Genomic DNA, 23,521 nt, shown 5'->3' on the forward strand with positions numbered 1-23,521 from the left:
ATGTCGCTGGCGAACGCATCCGTCTGGACCGCGCTATCCACGCTTATCAAAATCGGCGCCGGTCTGCTGGTGGTGAAGGTGCTGGCGGTGGCGTTCGGTCCCGACGGCGTGGGGCAGGCGGGGAATTTTCGCCAGTTGGTCACGGTGCTGGGCGTACTGTCCGGCGCCGGCATCTTCAACGGAATGACCAAACTGGTGGCGCAGCATCAGCATCAACCGGATCGGCTGCGCGCGGCGCTGGGCACCGGCTCGGCGATGGTCCTTGCTTCTTCGCTGCTGCTGGCGGCGGTGTTTGTTTTTGCCGCCGATCCGGTCAGCCGCGCGCTGTTCGGCCATGAGCGGTATCGGGATGCCGTCGTGGCGCTGGCGGTTATCCAACTGGGGATCGCCTGCGCCAACCTGGGGCTGGCGATTTTAAAAGGATATCGGGACGCCGCCGGCAATGCGTTAGCCGTCAGCGTCGGCAGCCTGCTTGGCGTCGCCGCCTTTTTTGTCTGCTACCGGCTGGGCGGCTACGCGGGCGCGCTGGCCGGGCTGGCGCTACTGCCGGCGATGGCGCTGCTGCCGGTGCTGTTCATGTTGTGCTACCGGCGCCAGCTGCCGCTCTCATTCTTGCTGCCCGCCTGGGACGGCGGCTATGCCGCGCTGCTGGCCAAGTTCACCGTCATGGCGCTTATCACCGCGGTGACCCTGCCGGTGGCCTATGTGATGATGCGTAATTTGCTGGCCCGCACGGAGGGTTGGGCGGCGGTGGGGATTTGGCAGGGCGTCAGCAGTATCTCGGACGCCTATTTGCAGTTTATCACCGCCTCGTTTACCGTTTATTTATTGCCCACGCTGTCGCGATTAAATGATAAGCGGTCGGTAGCGCGGGAAATCGCGCGTGCGCTGCGCTTTGTGCTGCCGGCGGTGGCGACGGTCAGCCTGACGCTTTGGCTATTGCGGGACGTAGCGATCCGGCTGTTGTTTTCCGCCGAGTTCAGCGCCATGAGCGGGCTGTTTGCCTGGCAACTGGTGGGGGATGTCCTGAAGGTGGGTGCCTATGTTTTTGGCTACCTGGTGGTGGCCCGTGCCGCGCTGCGCGTTTATCTCGTGGCTGAAATAAGCCAGTTTGTGCTGCTGACTGGCTTTTCCCATTGGCTTATTCCGCGCCACGGCGCGCTGGGCGCGACCCAGGCCTATATGGCCACCTATATCGTTTATTTCGCGCTGTGCAGCGGTGTATTCCTACTTTATCTCAGGAAAAAATGAGCAATTTGATACATGTGCTGGGATCCGATATCCCCCATCATAATCTGACGGTGCTGCGTTTCTTTAATGATACGCTGGCGGCAATCTGCCCGCCGGCGCACACCCGGCGATTTATGGTGGTCGCCCCGGACGGCGCGCCATTTTCCGGCTACGGTCAGCTGGATATCGAGCGTTTTGACAGTAAGCGGGCACTGACCAAAGCGCTGGTGCGCCGCGCCGCCGCGGCGCCGGACGAACGTTATTTTCTGCACGGCCAATTCAATCCCTCGCTCTGGCTGGCGATGCTGGCGGGCAAAATCCGCCCTGCGCGTATAAGCTGGCACGTATGGGGCGCGGATCTGTATGAGGAATCGCGCCGCCTGCGCCACCGGCTGTTCTATGTGCTGCGCCGCCGCGCCCAGGGGCGGGTCGGTCATGTCTTCGCCACCCGCGGCGATCTGGCCTGCTATCGCCAGCGGCATCCGTCGGTGCCGGCTTCGCTACTCTATTTCCCTACCCGGCTGGCCGCGGATATCGTGCGGGTGGCGCCAGCGGAGGCAGGCAACCGGCCGCTAACGCTGCTGGTGGGCAATTCCGGGGACCCCTCCAACCGCCATTGCCAGGCGCTGCGCGCCATTCATCATCAATTCGGCAGCGCGGTCAAGATCATCGTGCCGATGGGCTATCCCGCCGACAACGATACCTATATCGCCACGGTGCGCGCGGAAAGCGAGCGCTGCTTCCCCGAGGGACAGGTGCGGATCCTCACCGAACCGCTGGCCTTTAACGATTATCTCGCGCTGTTGCAGGAATGCGACGCCGGCTATTTCCTCTTCCGGCGCCAGCAGGGCATCGGCACGCTGAGCCTGCTGATTCAGTTGGGCCTGCCATTCGTACTTAGCCGGCACAATCCGTTCTGCCAGGATTTGGTCGCGCAGCAGGTGCCCGTGCTGTATGAGGATGACGCGCTCGACCCCGCCCTTATCCGCGAAACGCAGCGGCGCATGCTGGCGCAGGATCCGGCGCGTATCGCCTTTTTCTACCCGAATATCCTGCATGGCTGGCGTCAGGCGTTGTCCATTGCCGCGGGGGTACCGCTATGACGCTGGCGCAGTTCGGCGGCCTGCTGGTGGTCTATTTGCTGTCGTTGGCGCTGGTTCTGTCGCTAACCTACCGGGAATTCCGGCGGGTCAGGTTTAATTTCAATGTTTTCTTTTCGGTGTTATACCTGCTGACGTTCTATCTCGGTTTTCCCTTTACTTGTCTGCTGGTGTACCGCTATGGCGTCGAGGTGGTGCCGGTGGAAAACCTGCTGGAATCGCTGCTGGCGGCGACCGCCTTCTATGGCATCTACTATGTCAGCTACAGAACCCGGTTGTTCCCCCGCCCGCGCGGCCCGCGGCCGCCCTGGTTCAGCATCAGCCGTACCGAGATCCATTTACTGTGGCTGCTGCTGGCGCTCATCGCCGTGGCAACGGTGATGGTGTTTTTCATCCATAACGGTTTTTTGCTGTTCCGGTTGCATGCCTATAGCCAGATCTTTTCCAGCGATGTCTCCGGCGTCGCGCTAAAGCGTTTCTTTTATTTCTTCATTCCCGCAATGTTGCTGATCTATTTCCTGAACCCTACCCGGCGCAGCTGGATAATCTTTCTTATCGCCACGGTTGCCTTCGGTATTTTCACCTATATCGTGGTGGGCGGCACGCGCGCCAATATCATTATTGCCTTCGCGCTGTTTTTGTTCATCGGTATCCAGCGCGGCTGGATCACCTTGTGGATGCTGGCGGGCGCCGGCGTAGCGGCGATCGCGGGCATGTTCTGGCTAGCGCTGAAACGCTACGGGCTGAATGTCAGCGGCGATGAAGCGTTCTATACTTTTCTCTATCTAACGCGCGACACCTTCTCGCCCTGGGAAAACCTGGCGCTGCTGCTGCAGAACTATGGACACATAGATTTTCAGGGTCTAGCACCTATCGTTCGTGATTTTTATGTCTTCATTCCCGGCTGGCTGTGGCCGGATCGGCCTTCGCTGGTGCTGAATACGGCGAATTATTTTACCTGGGAAGTGCTGAACAACCATTCAGGCCTGGCGATTTCACCCACGCTTATCGGTTCGCTGATTGTGATGGGCGGCGTTGGGTTCATCCCGCTGGGCGCTGTCGTGGTCGGGCTTATCATCAAGGGGTTCGACACGCTCTATGAGCGCGGCACGGCGGCGGGCGATCGCTACCGCGCCTCGCTCTTGCAATCCTTTTGTTTTGGTGCGGTATTCAACATGATAGTCCTGGCGCGTGAAGGATTGGATGCGTTTGTATCACGGGTGGTGTTTTTCTGCCTGGTGTTCGGGCTGTGTTTAATCGCGGCCAAACTGTTGTTCTTGCTGTTCCGTCATGTGGGGCTGATACGGCCGCGCAGCGCCAGATTGAACGACCACCGCGCCGTGCCGTAACCGATTACCCCCCATGGGAAGAATATAATGCATAATAACGACGGGGTTCCCCATTATCAAATTCGCGGCCTGGCCCTCTGGGGGTTTCGCGACCGGGCGGAATTTATCGATTATTTGTTTGCCGGCGGGCGGCTGAAAACCGGCACCCTGGTGGCGATTAACGCTGAAAAAGTCCTGAGCGCCGAGCGGGATGCGGCGCTGAAACAGCTGCTTGACGAAGCGGAATATAAGTATGCCGACGGCATCAGCATCGTACGTTCCATCCGCCGCAAATATCGCCATGCCGAGGTAAGCCGTATCGCGGGCGCGGATTTATGGGAAGATCTCATGGCGCGCGCCGGCAGGGAAGGCGTGCCGGTATTTTTGCTGGGCGGCCGTCCGGTGGTGCTGATGCAGACCGAAGCGCAGCTGCGCGTGCGCTGGAATGTGAACATCGTCGGCCGGCAAGACGGCTATTTCACCGCCGACGCGCAACCGGCGCTGATAGAACGCATCCGCGCCAGCGGGGCCGCTATCGTCACCGTTGCCATGGGTTCGCCGCGTCAGGAGCAATTGATGCAGGCATGCCGGCGGGCATATCCTGCGGCGCTGTATATGGGCGTAGGGGGCACTTATGACGTGTTTACCGGCCACGTCAAGCGCGCGCCCAAGGTGTGGCAGGATTTGGGGCTGGAGTGGCTTTACCGGCTGTTAAGCCAGCCGTCGCGCCTGCAGCGTCAGCTTAAACTTCTGCGTTACTTGGGCTATCATATCAGCGGACGCCTATAGCGGGCGAAGGGGGAAGGGCAGGGCGGCGACGCAAGTGAGCAAAGGGTAACCAAACGCATCATTTCTTTGAAAAACCACTAGACAGCCGGCGCGTAAATCCGTACTATCCCCACCCGCAACGGCGCTACGCGCCCGTAGCTCAGCTGGATAGAGCGCTGCCCTCCGGAGGCAGAGGTCTCAGGTTCGAATCCTGTCGGGCGCACCATCACGTTTGTGCGCAGAGCCGTGGTAAGTCCTATGCCGCGTTGCGATAGTAATCAGTAATGGTGATTGTAGCTCAGTTGGTAGAGCCCTGGATTGTGATTCCAGTTGTCGTGGGTTCGAGTCCCATCAGTCACCCCATTATCAGTGGGCATGCGAAGGTGGCGGAATTGGTAGACGCGCTAGCTTCAGGTGTTAGTGTCTTAACGGACGTGAGGGTTCAAGTCCCTCTCTTCGCACCACATCCTTGAATTGTCAGCATTACCTGCCCGTTGGCACCCCGCTTGAGTTTGTTCCAGGGGCCTACGCGGCGTATTACCTCGGCGAGTAGCGCAGCTTGGTAGCGCAACTGGTTTGGGACCAGTGGGTCGGAGGTTCGAATCCTCTCTCGCCGACCATATTCTCAACGATCTTGTTGCGCGATATCCAGACAAGGTCGTAAAAGACAACAGCAAGTCATGATGACTTGCTGTTTTTTTTTGCCCTCATGCTCCCGCTGCTCAGCCCGGTTTTGATGTTGACTCCTGTGGAACCGCGATCGGGGGCGGGACTGCTAAGGCGCTTCCTGTCGCCAGCACTGCGGTGAAGACAGGACTAAACGTTTTCAAAACGGCCGTGCGTTATGACACGATATCACCTTGGCTTTACCAACGGCGATGTATTACGGTTTCTTAGTGAGGATGAGGGGATAATTCCCGCTAAAATAACCTGTTTGCATAATGGTCTTAAGCCAGCAAAAGCGAATCAGCTTTCACTTATAATGACAGAAATGAGACGCTGAAAATCCGAGCCCCGTCATTGTTGCTGTAAAAAAAACGGCGTTTTATGCTGTAGTAAAATCAATAATAAGCCTTAATAAACAAAAAGCCATGAATTTACGTGTTTTAGTAATAAAGATAAAAATGTACAAAAAAGGTTATTGCTTAATTAAAAATAAGAAGCGCATCACATATCAACGTAAACATCACATGCTATAACAGTATTAAACAATATCAGGTTTATTGTTTTATTAGTTGACCGCAGAATTTAAAATTACTTAATTATACAAAGTTTATTAATATCATTTATTAATAAAGATAGCACTGATGTTAGCCGTAGAGAAAGTGAATATCGCTGCCAACGCAGGCAGGGTCGGTAGACCAATGTACAGGGGAAAGGAATATGGAAAGGATTCTCGTGACAGGCGGAGCGGGCTATATTGGTACACACCTCGTTGAACTCCTTCTTTCTCAGGGACATAGGGTTCGCGTTATTGATAATGGAACCTTCGGCATGTCCGGGTTACGCCCCTTTTATGGGTTAAGCCATTTCGAGATGCAACAAGGGGACATTCAGATTACCGCGCATCTCCGAAAGGCGGTCGTCAATATTGATAAAATTGTTCATCTGGCCGGGATTGTCGGCAATCCGGCGTGCGCTTTTGACAAGGAAATTTGTAACGAAGTCAACGTGGTCGCGACCCAAAAGCTATTCGACGTAGCGGCAAAAGAAAAGGTTAAACATATTCTCTTTGCCTCAAGCTGTAGCGTGTACGGTTATGGCGAGGATGTTTTTACTGAGCGGTCAAAGCTGAATCCAGTGGACTATTATTCAGAAACAAAAATCCAGGGTGAGGCCATCGCCCAGGCTTACAAAGAGGATATGGCCGTCACGATATGCAGGTTCGCCACCGTCTTTGGCGCCTCAAGGAGAATGCGGTTTGATCTAGCCGTCAATGGTATGACCGCTAATGCGGTTAACAGAAGGGAATGCATCATTCATGGCGGGCAACAATGGCGGCCGTTTATCCATTGCAGAGATGTGGCTCGAGCCATAGCAATCGCTTTGGCAGCGTCAAACGAAAAAATCAGCGGCGATATTTACAATGTTGGTGATGACAAACTAAACATTAACCTGTCTGGGCTGGGGAAGGTGATCTGCTCCTGCATACCGGGCGTTGTCGTAAAAAGTGACGCATCCATTACAGATAATCGAAGTTATAAAGTGGCCTTTGCAAGTATCAGGAATAAGTTAGGGTTTGCTGCTGAGTATGACCTTAAAAAAGGCATAAAAGAGATTGAAATGCTGGTGAAAAGTCATTTAATTCCTGACCCTAACTTAAATATATACAGCAATGTTAAAACCCTGGAACATAACCTGCTCGTCAGGGGGCTGCCATGAAAAGTAAACCCGCTATTCTGGGTGGAGAGAAAGCCTTCACGCAAGGAATACCCTTCTTGAAACCTTATATTCCTTCTATTGCGGTTTTAAAAGAGAGCCTAGCGGAAATTTTAGCCTCCGGAATGCTTACCAAAGGGAAATATTTACAGGCATACGAAGACAAGGCAAAGGCGTATAGCGAAGACGCACAAATGAATGTCGTTGCGGTATCGTCGGCGACCATTGGCCTGACGCTTACCTTGCAAGCGCTTGGCATAACGGGGGAGGTGTTGGTGCCGTCGTTTACATTTTGTGCATCTGCTAATGCGATTGTACAAGCCGGGGCTAAACCGGTGTTTGTTGATTGCTGTCCGGATACATACACTATAAGCATCAGCGATCTCGCGCAAAAAATAACCAACCAGACTGAAGCGATACTTGCGGTCCATGTCTTTGGTGTGCCTGCGGATTGCCTGGCGCTCGAAAAGCTAGCTAAAGCACATAATATCAAGCTCATATTCGATGCGGCCCACGGCATGGGATCCACATTGGATAACATCAAGATTGGTCGTTTCGGTGACGCTGAAGTATTCAGCACCACCCCAACGAAAACGCTGGTTACTGGTGAGGGTGGATTGATCTTTACCCGCGACGCGGCGTTAGCGCAAAGATTGAGAACGTATCGAGAGTATGGCAATCCAGGCGATTATGATTGTACCTATGTAGGCACGAATGGACGACTTAACGAAATAAGCTGTCTGATGGGGGTCGCTTCGTTCGATTTGTTGCCGGAAAATATCAGATTACGCAATGCAGCCGCTAATGCCTATACGCAGAGATTGAAATCGGTTCCCGGTATCAGCCTACAGCATATCCCTAACAATGTTTTGAGTACCCATAAGGATTTTTCTATCCGGGTGGATAAACACCTGTTCGGCTGTGATAGGGACGTTTTGGAGGCGGCTTTATGTGCCGAGGGCATACCAACAAGGCGCTATTTCTTTCCCGTGGTACATAAAATGAAAGCCTATAAGGAATTCAACGCGACCGTATTGCCCGCGAGTGAAAATATCGCTGCAACTATTCTTTGTCTACCTATCTATCCTTTGTTGCCATTGAATGATATTGCGCTAATATCATCAGCAATAGCGAAAATACAGCGCCAAGCGCACCGAATTGCAAATTACATTGACGGAAGTTAATAATGAGCAGATATGTAAAAGACATGAGAGCCATGATCGGTCACCGGCCTTTATTATTGGCGGGGTCGAATGTCATCATTTTGGATGAAAGAGGCGATATTTTATTACAACAAAGATTGAACGGCCATTGGGGTTTGCCGGGAGGGTTGCTTGAGCTGGGTGAGTCATTAGAAGAGACCGCGCGACGCGAAGTGTTAGAAGAAACGGGACTGACGGTTGGAAACCTCAAGTTTTTAAACATATTTTCTGGCATTGAGTACTTTTTCACGCTGCCTAACCAGGACCAAATACACGTCATAACGGCGCTGTATCTTTGCCGAAACTATCGTGGAGAGATAAGGATGAACGCAGAAGAGTCAAAAGATCTCAAGTTCATGCCTATCGAACACCTTCCCGGCAATACCGAGGCGGAGTATCGCCATTATATTCAGTTTTATCTGGATAATCTTTCCCTCTATGACGTTCCAGGAAAGTAACCACGCGTAATGATGTGGATTGAATACCAGAGCGAGGCAAAATTGCTAGGGCTCGGCTCGCTTTTGATGTCTCTTCCGCGGCTATATTCGTGGTTACAATAAACAATGCTCGTGGTTACAATAAACAATGCATTCTTGCCTATTTGATACTTGCCTAGCCTAGCCTAGCCTAGCCCTAGCCCTAGCCCTAGCCCTAGCCCTAGCCCTAGCCCTAGCCCTAGCCCTAGCCCTAGCCCTAGCCAACCGCCAATCGCTAACCGCCAATCGCCAACCGCTAACCGCCAACCGCTAACCGCTAACCGCTAACCGCTAACCGCCAACGCTATCGCAGATCCGTATCGCACCGTGTTACAGCAGCCAGGGCCCCTTAGCCCGCTAAAACATGCGGTATCCTGGCTTAAGTTAATCAACTAATTCGAGTTAGCCAACGTATCCGCAAATTAGTAGGATAGTGACGAAGCAGGATCCATATCACACATCCGCTACAAATCTTTTGAATTTTCATTTAGCGCAAATATAATGCTAACTCAAGGTAGCAATAGGGTTGTTCCCATGAATGGATATTATCTTGGCGTTGACGCCGGCTCGGCCAGCGTAAGAGCAGGGTTGTTTTCCTCCCGGGGCGAGCGTTTGGCTTTCGCCACCCGTCCTATCAGTCAGTTTCATGATGAAGGCCATTGCGTAGAACAATCGTCAGATGAAATCTGGACGGCGGTAGGGGAAGCGGTGCGGGAAGCGGTGACGACATCGCATATCGCCCCTGAACGCATTAAAGGCATCGGTTTTGACGCCACCTGTTCCCTAGTCATGTTGGGCAGCGCAGGCGAGCCCCTCTCGGTGTCCCCCAGCGGCGATCCGCAGCGTAACATCGTCATGTGGATGGATCATCGGGCGACCCGCGAGACTGAAGAGATCAACGCTACGGAAGATCGCGCCCTTCAGTATGTGGGCGGCAAGGTCAGCGTGGAAATGCAACTGCCCAAAATCCTGTGGTTAAAGCGGCATTATCCTGAACGTTATGCGCAATGCGCCCGGCTGCTGGATTTGGCGGATTTTTTAGTGTGGAAAGCCACCGGCGCCGATATTGCCAGCGTCTGCACCTTAACCTGCAAATGGAATTACCTCGCCCATGAAAATCAGTTCAGCGCTTCGCTATTAAGCGCGATGGGGCTTGAGGATGTTCTGGCACGTATCCCGCCCGTCATCTTGCCGCTGGGCAGCGCCGCCGGCAAACTCAGCCCGCAGGCCGCCCGCGCTTTTGGCCTGCCGGAGGGCATCGCGGTAGCCACCGGTATCATCGATGCTCATGCGGGCGGTCTGGCGCTGCTGGCCGGGGATCCCGAGGGGAGTTTGGCATTGATCGGTGGGACGTCCAATTGTCACATGATCGTCAGCCGCGAGCCCTGTCAAGTTGCCGGCGTATGGGGGCCCTATTGGAATGCGATGCTGCCGGAATGGTGGCTGAACGAAGGCGGCCAAAGCGCCGCCGGCGCGCTGGTGGAGTGGACTATCGCTCAGCATGAGGCCTGGCCGGCATTAGAGCAGGAGGCCAAACAGCGCGGCGTGAGCCATTGGCAACTATTAAACGAATGGGTGAGCGATCTTGAGCAACGCGACCCTTTCCCCACGCGGGCGCTGCATGTGTTGCCGGATCATCATGGGAACCGCTCCCCGCGGGCAGACCCGCTGGCGCGCGGGGCGGTGTTCGGCTTGACCCTTGAGCGCGGCCGCGATGGCCTGGCGCGCCAATATCTGGCGACGCTGCAGGGCATCGCGCTGGGGACGCGGCATATCATCGATGTTATGCAACAGGCGGGGCATCATGTATCGCGGCTTTTTTTATGCGGCGGCGTGACGCGCAATACCCTGTGGCTGAGAGAGTACGCCAATGCCACCGGCCGCACGCTGCATCTGGCGGCGGAAGAGGACGTGGTGACGCTCGGCGCGGCGTTGCTCGGCGCGGTGGCCAGCGGCGAATATGCCGATTTCGCCAGCGCCGCGCGGCAAATGGTGCGGCCCGGCGCGGTAATTGCCGCCGATGCCGAAAAGCACAGTTTTTTTGCAGCGAAATACCGCGTCTTTTTACAAATGTATGATGATCAGCAACGTGCCGCCGCCCTAATGCAGTACGCCTGATAATAACAAAGGAGAGGCTATGCTAACGCTAAATCTGACGCCCGCCGCCGCTTCGGTCCGTGCCGGGGAACGCGAAGTGCTCATGATAACCAATGCCGATCTGCGCGAACCGGCGAATCTGACCTGCTGGCCGATGCAGCAGCGCTTTGAGCGAAAGTTGCAAACGGCGCTGGAGAAAACGGGATGGCACATGAAACGTGCCCACGACGTAGATAACGCCCGCGGTCACGGCTTCATCAGCTCACAGAAGGAAGGCAGCGCGCTTTTCGCCCATATCGATGCCGATGCGCCGCTCATTGTCCTATTGACCGCCTGGCAATATTCCCACCACATCGCGCCGTCGCTGGTGCATCACCGCGGGCCGGTGCTACTGCTGGCGAACTTTGACGGTACCTTCCCGGGTCTGGTCGGGATGCTGTGTATGGCGGGCACCTTGACCAGTCTTGGCAAAAACGTGTCCAGATTGTGGTCGGAGAATTTCGATGACGCCTTCTTTGAGCAGGGGCTGGCCACGTGGCTGCGCGATGGCGCATTGCACCATGCAACCCACTATCTGCGCGCCATTCCTCCCACCCACGCCCTGATGGCGACCGCGGCGGGGCAGATAGGCCGGCAAACGGGCGAATATATCCTGCGCCATAAGGCGATTATCGGTTTGTTCGATACCTTATGTATGGGCATGCTGAACGGCGTGTTCCCGGTGAAAGCCATGGTGGGTGCCGGTATGCCGCTGGAATCGCTGTCGCAATCGGCGCTGTTGGTGGAGATGGACAAAGTTCCGCAGGCGCTGCGGGAAAGCTGCCTGCAATGGTATGAGCAGCGTGGCATGACCTTTCATTTCGGCACCCGCCACGATCAGGATTTGACCCGTGAACAGGTGCTGGAACAGTGCGCAATGCTGATTGCGCTGGCCCGTTTTGTGAAACGATTTGGTCTGGCGGCGGTAGGCGTGCAGTATCAGCAGGGGCTGAAGGATTGCTGTGCCGCATCGGATTTTGCCGAAGGCGCGATTGGCAACGCCGAGCGTTTCCCGATACCCGATGAAGACGGCACTATTATTTGGCCAAACCAAGCCATCCCCTGTATTAATGAAGTGGATATGGGGTCCGCCATTCCGCAGGCGATGCTGTGGCGTTTGCTTGACGCGCTGGGACTGCCGGCGGAAACCACGCTGCACGACATCCGCTGGGGCAGCGACTATCAAGGCGTATTCTATTGGGATTTGGAAATTTCCGGCGCGGTGCCGTTTGAGCATTTAAAAGGCGGCATAGCGGGAGCGCAAGGGTATCGTCAGCCGTCAATGTTTTTCCCCAACGGCGGTTCCACTATATGCGGTCAAGGTAAGGCTGGACGCTTTGTTTGGGCGCGGGCGCATTATGAAGGGACCTGCATTGTCATGCATATTGGTACCGGCCGCGGTGTCGAATTGCCGGCGGAGGAGTTTGAACGCAGGCGGCGCGCCACCAATTATGAATGGCCGTTGCTCAATGCGGTTCTGGACGGCGTTAGCCGCGACGATCTCATGGCGGGCCATCAGAGTAATCATTTGACGCTGGCCTATGTGGATGAGCCGTTATTGGCTGAGGTGTTGACGGCATTTGTGGCCCAGGCTTTAACGCAAGGTATTCAGGTTTACGTTGCGGGCAGCGCCTATGATTTATTAATTAAGCAGTGATCACCATAAATTCACGGAAGAATAACGATAAAGAAGGCTATTAAAAACAGCAGTACTATTGCATTAATTGTGGTTTTAGATCGATACGTTTTACAGCACGTGTGATGACGCAAAAGAGCAGGGCGTTCCCCTGCTCGCATCAGCGCGCACGTAACAATATGGCTTGAAATAAACACGTTTAACTATGATGAATATCAGCGCCTGTTGATATTCTTACTCTGTTACCTGACCAAGCTTGAGAATATTATTATGCAAAACGTTAGCAAAAAAGAGATGCGCCTGGCGGTAATATCGAGCCTGGTAGGCAGCATGCTGGAATTCTATGATTTCCAAATATACGGCATGGCCGCCGCGCTGGTATTTAATATTCTTTTCTTCCCCGACGTTGATCCGACTACCGCCTTATTAGCCTCGTTCGCCACCTTTGGCGTCGGGTTTATTGCGCGACCGCTGGGCGGCATGTTTTTTGGTTACCTGGGCGATATTATCGGCCGTAAAAAAACGCTGGTCATCACCCTTATCGGCATGGGGATCGTGTCGTGTCTCACCGGCCTGCTGCCGGGCTATATGCAAATTGGGCTATGGGCGCCGGCGCTGCTGGTGCTGCTGCGCTTCCTACAGGGCTTCCTGGTAGGCGGTGAATGGGGCGGTGCGGCGCTGCTGGTGTATGAATACGCGCCACCCCACCGGCGCGGTTTCTTCGGCGTCTTTCCGCAAATCGGCGGTTTCCTCGGCAACCTGCTGTCCGCGGGCACCTTTGCCTTGGTCACCTTGTTACCCCAGGATGATTTATTGTCGTGGGGCTGGCGCATCCCCTTCCTGTCCAGCGCCATCTTGTTGGGCGTGGGGCTGTTCGTTCGCGCCAAACTGGATGAAACCCCAGCCTTTAAGGAAATGCAAAGGCAGGAATTGATCCTAAAGGACCAAAAAACCAAAAAAACCATTCCTACCGTCGAGGTTATCAAGAATTCCTGGCGCAGCATTTTGACCATCATGCTGTTACGGTTGGGTGAAAGCGTTCCGTATTATGTCGTCACGGTATTTGCGGTCTCTTACGCCAGCACCCTGGGTATCGAGCGCGGCACTATGCTGTTGGCCATCGTTTTGGTTTGTATCCTGGCTTGCCCGATGCATCTGCTGTATGGCGCGCTTTCCGATAAAATCGGCCGCCGCAAGATTTATCTCTTTGGTGCCATTGTCGCGGCCATCAGTCCCTTTCCCTTCTTCTGGGCGCTGGAAAGCCATTCGTTCGTATTAATGCTGTTGGGTTATGTACTGGTGATAAATATTGCCCATAACGCCATCAACTCGATGCAACCTTCACTCTTTTCGGAATTATTTAACACCAAAGTCCGCTACAGCGGGATTTCTATCGGCAGCCAGTTTGGCGCCATCCTCGCGGGCGGGTTTACACCGCTTATCGCAACATCGCTGGCGCGCTACGACGGCGGCCACTGGACGCTGGTTGCCCTGTATGTCACCGCCGCGTCGATGGTCACCGTATTAACCGCATTCTTCCTGAAAGAACGGCACGGTCGCCATGCTGAAAAACCCCTAACGCGGCAGGGCAACGTCTCCGTTGATGCCGCCGACTAAAGCACGCAGAGGTGACGCAGGGATGCGCGCAACATCCAACATTCATACGGCAGTCAATGACAGGAGTAGGGCATGAGTAAGTCTTTCCCGGGTGGGGTGTGGCCAGTGATGTTGACGCCCTTTAAAGAAACTGGCGACGTGGATTACAAAGCGCTAGAGACATTGGTCAATTGGTATATTGATCAGGGCGTGGCGGGGCTTTTTACCGTCTGCCAGTCAAGCGAGCAATTCTTTCTGACGCTTGAGGAACGCATTAACGTTACCCAAACGGTAAAAGGCATGAGCGCGGGACGCGTGCCGGTTATCACCTCCGGCCACGTTGCGGATGATATTCACGATCAAATCGCGGAAATGCAGGCGATGGAGAAAACCGGCGCTGAGGCGTTAATTTTAATTACCAACCGGCTGGCGCGTGAACATGAAAGCGATGAATGCTGGATAAAAAATTGCCAGGCGTTGCTGGATAAGTTGGACCGGCAGACGGCGCTAGGCTTATATGAATGTCCTTATCCTTATAAACGCCTGCTGTCTGAGAAAATCATTGAATTTTGTCTGGCGACCGGCAGGTTCTATTTCATCAAAGATACCTGTTGCGACGCAGATATTCTGGCGCGGCGAATTAAGTTAACCCAGGGCAGCACCATAAAAATATATAACGCCAATACCACCACCTTGCTTGATTCGCTTAGGAAAGGGGCGGCGGGCTATAGCGGCGTTATGGCCAATTTTCATCCGAAACTGTATGTGTGGCTTTGTGAAAACTACCGGGACGCAAGGGCGGAAGAATTGGCGGCAGACCTCTCTATTATGTCATTAATTGAAAGGCAATATTATCCGGTCAACGCTAAATATTATCTTGCCAGCGTCATGCATTTGCCGATGGGCACCACCAGCCGGCAGCAAAATGATAACGGCTTAACCGATACGTTTAAAAAAGAGACATTTTATCTTTCCCATCTTACCGAAAAACTCGAGAAGCGTTTTTATTAAGGAGTAGACAGAATGAAAAGTTTCAAACCAGAATATGATGTCATCGTCGTTGGCGGCGGACCGGCAGGGGTTATGGCCGCATTGGCTTCAGCCAGGACGGGGGCGAAAACGCTTGTCGTAGAACGGTTGGGGTTTCTCGGCGGCACCGCCACCAACTCGCTGATTGGGCCGATTTCGCCTTTTCATTATGGCGATGAGCAGGTGATTGACGGCATTCCGCAGGAATTCATGGATGAGCTGATGGCGGCCGGCGGCAGTACGGGACATTTAAAAACCCTGGATCCGTACGGCAGCGGCGCGTCATTGGGTTTCTACGATCGCGAGAAATACAAATACGTGGCGCAGGAAATGTTGGTAAAAGCCGGAGTGGATATTTTCTTCCACGTGTTCATCCGCGATATCCTCAAAGAAGGCAATAAAGTTACCGGCGTCACCATTTCCGCTAAAGACAAAGACTACACTTTCCGCAGCAAGGTAGTGATCGATTGTTCTGGCGACGGCGATGTGGCGGTCAAAGCCGGCGCGGATTATGTTTATGGCGATGCGGTAACTCATAAGGCGCAGCCCGGTTCCGCGATGTTTGAAATGGCGGACGTGGACGTGGATAAGGTGTATGACTACATCTGCGCCAACCCGGACGATTTCGAGTTTAAAACCGACTGCGTTCCGCTACGGCCCTACGACGAGCGCTTAAAGCAGCACTATTTTGTGGCGCAGGGGTTTAAAAAACTGGTGAAACAAGCGGTGGACGCCGGCGAGCTGAAATTCGGCCGCGATAGTATTATTGTCCTTAACAGCGTACATCCGGGCAGTATCCATTTTAACGCCACCCGTGTTCATGGTTTCGATTTGTCCGACTCTGAACAGCGGTCGCTGGCGGAGCTGGAGGGCCGCCGGCAGCTCGAATCCGTGTCGGAATTTATGATCAAGTATGTACCGGGTTTTGAAAAAGCCTGGGTGAACGATACCAGTAACGAAGTGGGGTCACGTGAGTCGCGCCATATCGTCGGTTTGTACACCTTGACCGGCGAGGACGTGGCGGAAGGCCGTAAATTTGACGATGTGGTGTCGCGCGGCTATTTCCCGATTGATATTCACAACCCGAACGGCGCCGAAGGTTATCGCCAGGATGGACAAGGCGGCCACTGGATCGATCTGAAAGATACCTATGATATTCCGCTGCGCTGCCTGGTGCCGGCCCATATCGATGGCATCGTATTGAGCGGCCGCTGTATTTCCGGCACCAGTCAGGCGCATGGCTCTTACCGCACGCAGGGCGGTATTATGGGGATTGGCCAGGCGTCGGGCGTGGTAGCGGGACTGTGCGCTATTCAGGGAGTCCAGCCGCGTGAAATTGACGTCAAGGCAGTACAGGATCAGCTGTTGGCGTTCGGCGCTTCACTTTGGCGCGATAAGGAAAAGACCGCCCGTGAGCAGGCACACGCCACGGCGTGTGTGAAAGCCTACCTTCAAGGGCGCGATAAATTTATTACCCGTGCCGACGTGTTGAAAAAATTCCATGAGTGATCTCACCGTCAATCTGGCGCTTATCGCAGCCAGCTAACGCTTATCGCTATCGATGCCCGCCCTTAGGCGGGCATTGTTATTGCGGTGAGCGCTCTGCGCATGGCCATCTTAAGCGTAGTGATCCCGCTGGCAGCGCCGCTAATGCACCGAGCGCTGCCGCCATAATAGCGTCATGGGAATAACGCGCCGCACGTGGTTAGGCGTTTCCCGTTGCAGGATGTGCAGCATAGTATTGAAAGCTTGATCGGCCCAGATATTTTCATCCTGCTTCACCGACCAGAGATTATTGGGCAAAAAGCTCAGCATGGGATGTTCATCGAAGGTGCCGATGTTAATGTCGCGGGAAATGTAGCCGCGCAAGGTTCTTAACTGACTTAGCGCTCCTTCCAGCACCGGCAGCGATGAAGCAATAAAGGCGTTCGGCGGCGCGGCATGCCGCGACATATAATCATGCATCATTTTTTCGCCATCCATCCTGCGGTTATGGGCGCTTTCCAGGATCCAGTGGGGCTGAACGGGCAGTCCGTGGCTCGCCAGCGCCTGTTGATAACCCTCTAGACGTGCGCGAATACTGGGCTGCTGAATATCGCCGCCGAGAAAAATAATCGGCTCGGCGCGCGCCGATAGCATGGCGTGGGTTAATTCCACGCCGCCATTAAAATTATCGCTCACGACCAACGCGCTATTATCCAGACCAAAATCCCGGTCAAGTACCACGATAGGCTTTTTGGCGCGTTCGACGTGATGCTTTTGCGCGCTACGGGATGATGGGACGATAAATAGCCCGTCGATATTGCGCTGCACCATGGATTCCACCAGCTTTTTTTCGCGCTGCGAATCGCTGTAGCTGCTGCTTATGACCAGGTGATAGCCCTCTTCACGACAGCGTAGCTCGAGTTTTTCCGCCAGATTGGAGAAAAACGAGTTCGACAATCGGGGAATGATCAACCCGAGGGTATCGGTTTTATTTAGCTTCAGGCTGCGTGCGGTATAGTTGAGCGTGTAGCCATGTTCGGCGACATAGCGATTTATCCGTTCCTGCGTGCGCGCGCTAATCCGATATTGATCGGCCTTACCATTAAGCACCAGCCTGATGGTGGTGATGGATAAGCCCAAGTCCGTTGCTATTTGCTCTACGCTTTTAGCCATAATCCAGCATAATAAAAAAAGTCCAGAAAGGCAGTATAACGCTTTTGCTGCGTCGGCGCAGCTAGAGACGGGATCGAATGCGATCTCACGCAGGTTGGAAAAATCATCCCGGACAGGTATCATTACGGGGAGAAAAGGTTCGCGCCGCGGCGGCGACGTGACCCTCCGGGTGGCGCACGGATCGTCTCGCGAAAAACCGCCGGTTCGGCCGCAGGCCATCTCAGCCGCCCGTTTATGTTGTTAATCTTAGGTCAAGTTTATGTTAATGCATCCGCTGTTGCTCCATCCCCGTATCGCTTAATCGGGCAGTGAAGGTTGAACGTGCTTTCACTGCTGCGGAATGACGTTCCGTGGCTTTTATCCCTTTACGAGATTTAAACCATGTCTAACAACGATAAACATTGGTCCAAGGTAGAATATCTTCACCAGACGGTGACCAATCCGAATATTCACATCTCGGGCGAACACAGCTACTACAGCGAATATTGGGATGACGGCTTTGAAAAAAGCGTGGTCCGCTACCTGCACGGCGACAGCGTCAGTCAGCAATGGGCGCCGCTCGGCATCCTTGACCAGCTGTGGATTGGCGATTACGTTTGCATCGCTGCCGGGGTCGTCATCCTGATGGGGGGGAATAACACCCACCGTACCGATTGGTTCTCTTTGTATCCGTTTATGGAGACGATCCAGGCGTCCTATGTGCCAAAGGGCGATACTCGGCTCGGGGATGGTTGCTGGCTCGGTATGCGCGCCATGATTATGCCCGGCGTCACCATCGGCGAAGGGGCCATCATCGCCGCCGGCAGCGTCGTAACCCGCGACGTCGATCCCTATACGGTGGTCGGCGGCAATCCGGCCCGGCCGATCGCCTCGCGTTTCGACCCGCAGATTATCGCACGGCTGCTGGCGCTGAACATTTATCAGCTCAGCCCCGAGGAGTTTGACCTCATCCGCCCGCTGCTCACCGCCAATGATATTGACGGATTGGAGCAGGCGGTCGCCGGTTTGGCCTCTCGCCAAAGGTGATAGCCACGCCTTGCGACCTCGCAACGGCAACCCGCCCGGCCATGGCCGGGCTTTTTTTTATCGGTAAGATGCTCAGCCGCAAGAAACTCTCCTCGCCGATGGCGGCGCCAGGTGTGTCTGGTCGTGGTCGCTAGGGCTTCCCGGCCGATGACGACAGCGGGCGATGGCGCTTCTGCTGTTGGACGTCGGGGATAATTAATTTCGCCGAGTTTTGGCGATTAGCGGGCAATAGTTGCGGGCAATGTCACATTATTATGCCTGCTAAACGTGATCTTTATCTCAAATAAACACCCTTTCCGCCACCTTTTATCTTTTGTCCTGCCGGGTGGACAAGCTTTAGTATTGTTGCTTTTGCCGCGTCCGACTAGATTATTCACCATGCCAGCGGTATTTATCGCCTGATTAAGACGGTAATAAAGGAAGATGATATAACGATGAGATAATTAGCAGAATTCAGGCAACCTCGTAAAAGGTCACTATGATGCAAACGCTTACTTCTCGGCAAAATAAATTACTGCGTTATTTACTCCAGCATCAAGAATATGTAGCGCTTAAAACCATCGCCCGCTATCTGGCGGTTTCGGAAAAAACGGTCCAGCGCGATTTGCAGTTTATCGAGGCCTTCCTTTCTGTGTGGAATATTGCTTCAGACAAAAAGGCCGGTATGGGGATTATGCTACAGGCGGACGACCGTCAGCGGTTAATGCTGCTAGAGCAGCAGGTCATCCCCGAGGACGGTTTCACCGAGGCGCTGGCCAATAAGTCGCGGCGGATCAAAATCGCCTCTCAGCTATTGAGCGAGACGCCGCGCGAGACCTCCATCAGCAAGCTGTCGGAGCGCTACTTCATCAGCAGCGCATCGATCGTTAACGACCTCAAAATTATAGAGGGCTGGATGCAGCCGCTGGGGTTGACGCTGGTGCGCAGCCAGAGCGGCACCCATATCGAAGGCAGCGAGAACAATGTACGCCAGGCCATGGTGTCGTTGATTAACGATATCATGAATCACAGAGAGCCCGGGATGATTAATCATTCGCGGCTCGATCCCGGCAGCTATAAAGCGCTGACGGATTATTTTGGCGCTGAAGACGTTCTTTTTGTGCAACAGTTGCTGCAACAAATGGAGCGGCGGCTCGGCTACCCGCTCGGCGAACCCTACTATATTAATATCTTCACCCATATTTTAATTATGATGCACCGTATGGCGCAGGGAAATGCGTTGGCGATGGCGGAGAAAATAGAGGCCAGGCAGGTTGATGAACATATATTTTCTATCGCCCGTGAAATGATTGAAAAAATAGAAGCGCGGTTTGTCCATCCGCTGCCTGCCGAAGAGGTGTGGTTTATTTATCAGTATATTATTTCATCGGGTATTGTCATGGAGGAAGGGGCCGACGGGCGGCAACCCCATAGTCATTTCTTTAACGGAGAGTCACACCGGTTAACGCTACATTTAATTGACGCGTTTTCGTCTTTGATCAATATCGATTTGCGTTCCGACAGGTTGCTTTATGATGGCTTGCTTATTCATGTTCGCCCCTTGCTCAATCGCCTGAAATATCACATTCGCATCCGTAATCCTTTGCTTGAGGATATTAAGAACGAATTGCCGGATATCTATCAGCAAACCGATAAAGCTATTCATCAGGTTTGCGCGCTGTTTGGTTTGCAGCTTATCGCCGAAGATGAAATAGGCTATTTGACCATTCATTTCCAGGCGGCGCTGGAGCGGCAGATTGCCCATAAACGTATTCTGGTGGTGTGCTCCAGCGGGGTAGGCACCTCTCATTTACTCAAAAGCCGTATTCTGCGCGCCTTTCCCGATTGGGTGATCGCCGGCGTGGTTTCCGCCAGCAATATGGCTGCGTTTTGCCGCCAGGAGCCGATCGAATTGATTGTCTCCACCATTCATTTGCGCGAGGAAAGCATTCCGATTGTGTATGTTTCGGCCTTTTTCAATGACGACGATATCAAACGCGTCACCGAAAAAGTCATCGCCAGCACGTTGCAGCACGCGGTTATCCCGTCCTCGGTGGCGGAGCCAATTCATTATTCACATTGTGGTGAGGTAGAGGATGGACATCAATAAGATTCTTACGCCGCGGCGCGTCAACTTGCACATGCAGGCGACCAATAAAGAGGACGCCATTCAGGAATTGGCCGATCTGTTATATGACGATGGCGCCCTGACCAGCAAAGAGGATTTTATTCAAGACGTTTGGCAGCGTGAGGCCGAGGGCTCCACCGGCTTTGAAAACCATATCGCTATCCCGCACGGCAAATCCCAGGCGGTGAAGCAGACCACGCTGGCTATCGGGCGGACCGCGCAGGATATTCCCTGGGAAACCCTCGACGGCAGCAAAGTGCGCTGCATCATCTTGTTCGCGGTGCGTCTTGAGGATCAGAACACCACCCATATTCGTCTACTGTCGCAGGTGGCGGCGGCGCTGGCCGATGACGATGTCATCGACCGGCTATTAACGGAAACGGACGCCAATAACATCATTGCGTTGTTCAGTCAGTACGCAGAGACCGACCTTTGTTAACCCTGCAACCCTATGAGGCCGAATATGAAAATCGTTTGTGTCGCCGCCTGTACGGCAGGCATCGCGCATACCTATATTGCGCGTGAAAAACTGATTAAGGGCGCCCGTGCGCTGAATTATGACATCCAGGTCGAAACCCAGGGCACCATTGGTACCGAAAATCCGCTGACGCCGGAGGCGATTGCCGCCGCCGATGTGGTGATCCTGGCGGTCGATATCAAGATCAACGGCGAGGAGCGCTTTAAAGGCAAACGTTTGGTGCGGGTCAAAACCGACGTGGTGATCAAATCACCGGTCAAATTCCTGGAAAAAGTGGCCGGCTCGCTGGAACGGGCCTGATTACCAACGGCTTCGGGAGCCACATCATGAACGTTAGCCAACATAACACGGGCACTGTCATTAAAGGGCATCTGTTGACCGGCATTTCCTGGATGATCCCGCTGATTGTCGCGGCGGGGATCTGTATCGCGCTGGGGCAGGTCATCGGCGGGCCGGACGTCGGCCAAAAGACCGGCAGCGTGCCCTGGATGCTTAACCAGATCGGGGGATGGGGTATGGGGCTTATCGTGCCGCTGATTAGCGCCGCGATCGCCTACTCCATCGCCGATCGACCCGGTTTCGCTCCGGGGCTTATCGTCGGTTTTATCTGCGGGCAGATTCAGACCGGGTTTATCGGCGGCATTCTCGGCGGTTTTCTGGTGGGCTACACCGTACTCTTGCTGCGACGGGTGATTAAGCTGCCGGCGTCGATGCAGGGGTTGATGCCGGTGATGATCCTGCCGGTGCTGAGCACTGTCATCGCCGGACTGCTGATGATGACTTTCATCGGCCAACCTATTGTCTGGCTGCAAAAGGCGCTGATCCACCTGCTGGAATCGATGCAGGGCGGATCGCGTTTCCTGATGGGCGCCATTCTGGGCGCGATGGCCACCTTCGATTTCGGCGGGCCGGTCAATAAAACCATGTCGCTGTTCGCCGACGGTCTGCTGGTGGACGGTATTTATGGTCCGGAAGCGGTGAAATTCGTCGGCTCCATCATCCCGCCGTTTGGCATCACCTTGTCGTTTTTGCTCACGCGGTACAAATATACCCGGGCGGAGAAAGAAGCGCTCAAGGCCGCGTTTCCCATGGGGATTTGCATGATAACCGAAGGGGTTATCCCCATCGCGGCGCGGGACCTGTTGCGGGTGGTAGCGTCGTGCGTCGTGGCCTCGGCTATTGCGGGCGGGTTGATTATGGTCTGGGGCGTCGAGTCGCCGGTGCCGCACGGCGGAATGTTCGTCGTGCCGCTGTTTACCCGGCCGGCGATGTTCTGTCTGGCCCTCGGTATCGGGACCGTCATTTGCGGCGTGATGCTGTCGCTTTTAAAGAAACGGGTCACCGAGGCGGATGAGGAGTTCGATGATGTAGAAGATAGGACCGTGCGGGACGAAGACATCAAATTCACTTTGGAATAACGGGAGTCGCCATGTTTGCCGCCATGAAGAGTTTGCTGGCTGACGCCAGCCGGCGTCGGTACGCGCTGTTAGCCATTAACTGTTTCAATCTGGAAACCGCGCGCGCCACCATCCGCGCCGCCGAACAGCAGCGGGCGCCGGTGATCCTCAATCTCTACCAGGGCCATTGCGGCCATCTGCCGCCGCGGGTGGCGGTGCCGCTGGTACGCGCGCTGGCCGATGAGGCCGCCGTACCGGTGACGCTGAGCCTGGATCACGGCAGTGACGCCGCGATCATCGGTCAGGCATTTCGCGCCGGCTTCAGCGGGCTGATGATCGATGCCTCCAGCCAGCCGCTGGCGGAGAACATTCGCCAGACGCGCCAGGTGGTGCAACTGGCGGCGACCGATGGCGTCTGCGTGGAGGGCGAGCTGGGCCATATCGCCGATGCACCGGTGTATCAGATCGCCGATGCGCGGCAGATGATGACCGCGGTGGAGGATGTCGAGCCTTTCCTCCGCCAGACGGGCATCGATCTGCTGGCGGTATCGGTAGGTACCGCGCACGGCCTCTATCCGCCGGGCGTCACGCCGGAGGTGGATTTCGAGCGGCTGGAGGCCATCCATCGGGTATCGCGCGTGCCGCTCGCGCTGCACGGCGGCAGCGGCACCCGGCCGGAGGACATACGCCGGGTCAGTCAGCACGGCGTGGCAAAGATGAATGTCGGCGTCGCGGTGGCCCAGGCCGGGAAAACCGCGCTACACGACGGGCTGCGTCAGCATCCCGATGCCGAACTGGCGGATCTGTTGCGGTTGATGGAATCCGCTTGCCAGGAAGTTGTGGCCGAGTACCTCGGCTGGTCCGGGTCGGCCCATAAAGCCTGACCCCGGCCGGCATCACCCTTTTCGTCCTGTCCATCGGCGCTGCGGCGCCGGTGCGGGCCGCGTTTATCCGCAATTCAACCCATAAGGAAGA

The 23,521-nt window shown here is 54.8% G+C and carries 19 protein-coding genes and 4 tRNA genes; 22 read left to right on the forward strand and 1 reads right to left on the reverse strand.

All coding sequences use genetic code 11. The features are described 5' to 3' along the window. From wzxE to SANT_RS01575, 16 genes are all read left to right on the forward strand, one after another. Entirely contained in the window at window positions 1–1,251 is a 1,251-nt protein-coding gene (gene wzxE / locus SANT_RS01500) for a lipid III flippase WzxE (RefSeq protein ID WP_025420559.1), read from the forward strand. After that, the gene (locus SANT_RS01505; protein WP_025420560.1) at window positions 1,248–2,333 is read left to right on the forward strand and encodes a TDP-N-acetylfucosamine:lipid II N-acetylfucosaminyltransferase; all 1,086 of its coding nucleotides are present in this window, start codon (window positions 1,248–1,250) and stop codon (window positions 2,331–2,333) included. The genes wzxE and SANT_RS01505 overlap by 4 nt, the downstream gene beginning before the upstream one ends. Then, the gene (gene wzyE / locus SANT_RS01510; RefSeq protein WP_025420561.1) at window positions 2,330–3,679 is read left to right on the forward strand and encodes an ECA oligosaccharide polymerase; all 1,350 of its coding nucleotides are present in this window, start codon (window positions 2,330–2,332) and stop codon (window positions 3,677–3,679) included. The genes SANT_RS01505 and wzyE overlap by 4 nt, the downstream gene beginning before the upstream one ends. A gap of 27 nt (window positions 3,680–3,706) precedes the next feature. Next, a complete protein-coding gene (gene wecG / locus SANT_RS01515) occupies window positions 3,707–4,447 on the forward strand; it encodes a lipopolysaccharide N-acetylmannosaminouronosyltransferase (protein ID WP_025420562.1) in 741 nt (246 codons plus the stop codon). A gap of 128 nt (window positions 4,448–4,575) precedes the next feature. After that, a tRNA-Arg gene (locus tag SANT_RS01520) sits at window positions 4,576–4,652 on the forward strand. A 61-nt stretch (window positions 4,653–4,713) separates the two neighbouring features. Then, a tRNA-His gene (locus SANT_RS01525) sits at window positions 4,714–4,789 on the forward strand. 14 nt (window positions 4,790–4,803) lie between these two features. Beyond that, a tRNA-Leu gene (locus SANT_RS01530) sits at window positions 4,804–4,890 on the forward strand. Between the two features lie 79 nt (window positions 4,891–4,969). Next, window positions 4,970–5,046 (forward strand) — tRNA-Pro (locus tag SANT_RS01535). 763 nt (window positions 5,047–5,809) lie between these two features. After that, window positions 5,810–6,808, forward strand: coding sequence for an NAD-dependent epimerase/dehydratase family protein (locus SANT_RS01540; RefSeq protein ID WP_025420563.1), 999 nt, complete (start codon window positions 5,810–5,812; stop codon window positions 6,806–6,808). Then, the gene (locus SANT_RS01545) at window positions 6,805–7,989 is read left to right on the forward strand and encodes a DegT/DnrJ/EryC1/StrS family aminotransferase (RefSeq protein ID WP_025420564.1); all 1,185 of its coding nucleotides are present in this window, start codon (window positions 6,805–6,807) and stop codon (window positions 7,987–7,989) included. The genes SANT_RS01540 and SANT_RS01545 overlap by 4 nt, the downstream gene beginning before the upstream one ends. 2 nt (window positions 7,990–7,991) lie before the next feature. After that, window positions 7,992–8,465, forward strand: a complete 474-nt coding sequence (locus SANT_RS01550; protein ID WP_025420565.1) for an NUDIX hydrolase — start codon at window positions 7,992–7,994, stop codon at window positions 8,463–8,465. Window positions 8,466–9,017: 552 nt separating this feature from the next. Further along, on the forward strand, window positions 9,018–10,601 hold the full coding sequence (locus SANT_RS01555) for an FGGY-family carbohydrate kinase (protein WP_025420566.1): 1,584 nt from the start codon (window positions 9,018–9,020) through the stop codon (window positions 10,599–10,601). Between the two features lie 19 nt (window positions 10,602–10,620). Next, window positions 10,621–12,276, forward strand: a complete 1,656-nt coding sequence (locus tag SANT_RS01560; protein WP_025420567.1) for a signal transduction protein — start codon at window positions 10,621–10,623, stop codon at window positions 12,274–12,276. 249 nt (window positions 12,277–12,525) lie between these two features. Next, complete coding sequence (locus SANT_RS01565; RefSeq protein ID WP_081730497.1) at window positions 12,526–13,872, forward strand: MFS transporter; 1,347 nt, start codon at window positions 12,526–12,528, stop codon at window positions 13,870–13,872. A gap of 72 nt (window positions 13,873–13,944) precedes the next feature. Continuing rightward, on the forward strand, window positions 13,945–14,862 hold the full coding sequence (locus tag SANT_RS01570; RefSeq protein WP_025420569.1) for a dihydrodipicolinate synthase family protein: 918 nt from the start codon (window positions 13,945–13,947) through the stop codon (window positions 14,860–14,862). 12 nt (window positions 14,863–14,874) lie between these two features. Next, on the forward strand, window positions 14,875–16,389 hold the full coding sequence (locus SANT_RS01575; protein WP_025420570.1) for an FAD-dependent oxidoreductase: 1,515 nt from the start codon (window positions 14,875–14,877) through the stop codon (window positions 16,387–16,389). Window positions 16,390–16,527: 138 nt separating this feature from the next. On the opposite strand, the gene SANT_RS01580 is transcribed toward SANT_RS01575, so the two are convergent. Continuing rightward, entirely contained in the window at window positions 16,528–17,538 is a 1,011-nt protein-coding gene (locus tag SANT_RS01580; protein WP_025420571.1) for a LacI family DNA-binding transcriptional regulator, read from the reverse strand. A 381-nt stretch (window positions 17,539–17,919) separates the two neighbouring features. On the opposite strand from SANT_RS01580, the gene SANT_RS01585 reads away from it, so the two are divergent. The 6 genes from SANT_RS01585 (at window position 17,920) to SANT_RS01610 (ending at window position 23,430) form a co-directional block, all read left to right on the forward strand. Beyond that, window positions 17,920–18,564, forward strand: a complete 645-nt coding sequence (locus SANT_RS01585) for a CatB-related O-acetyltransferase (RefSeq protein ID WP_025420572.1) — start codon at window positions 17,920–17,922, stop codon at window positions 18,562–18,564. Between the two features lie 481 nt (window positions 18,565–19,045). Next, window positions 19,046–20,653, forward strand: coding sequence for a BglG family transcription antiterminator (locus SANT_RS01590; protein ID WP_025420573.1), 1,608 nt, complete (start codon window positions 19,046–19,048; stop codon window positions 20,651–20,653). Further along, window positions 20,640–21,110, forward strand: a complete 471-nt coding sequence (locus SANT_RS01595) for a PTS sugar transporter subunit IIA (RefSeq protein ID WP_025420574.1) — start codon at window positions 20,640–20,642, stop codon at window positions 21,108–21,110. The genes SANT_RS01590 and SANT_RS01595 overlap by 14 nt, the downstream gene beginning before the upstream one ends. A 24-nt stretch (window positions 21,111–21,134) precedes the next feature. After that, window positions 21,135–21,449 carry a PTS fructose transporter subunit IIB gene (locus SANT_RS01600; RefSeq protein ID WP_025420575.1) on the forward strand — a complete coding sequence of 105 codons (315 nt, stop codon included), beginning with the start codon at window positions 21,135–21,137 and terminating at the stop codon, window positions 21,447–21,449. Window positions 21,450–21,475: 26 nt separating this feature from the next. Continuing rightward, entirely contained in the window at window positions 21,476–22,567 is a 1,092-nt protein-coding gene (locus SANT_RS01605) for a PTS fructose transporter subunit IIC (RefSeq protein WP_025420576.1), read from the forward strand. A gap of 11 nt (window positions 22,568–22,578) precedes the next feature. Next, window positions 22,579–23,430 (forward strand): class II fructose-bisphosphate aldolase, encoded by an 852-nt coding sequence (locus SANT_RS01610; RefSeq protein WP_025420577.1) that lies wholly within the window; start codon window positions 22,579–22,581, stop codon window positions 23,428–23,430. Window positions 23,431–23,521 lie beyond the last annotated feature (91 nt).

This window comes from Sodalis praecaptivus, from assembly GCF_000517425.1.
GTDB lineage: Bacteria > Pseudomonadota > Gammaproteobacteria > Enterobacterales > Enterobacteriaceae > Sodalis_A > Sodalis_A praecaptivus.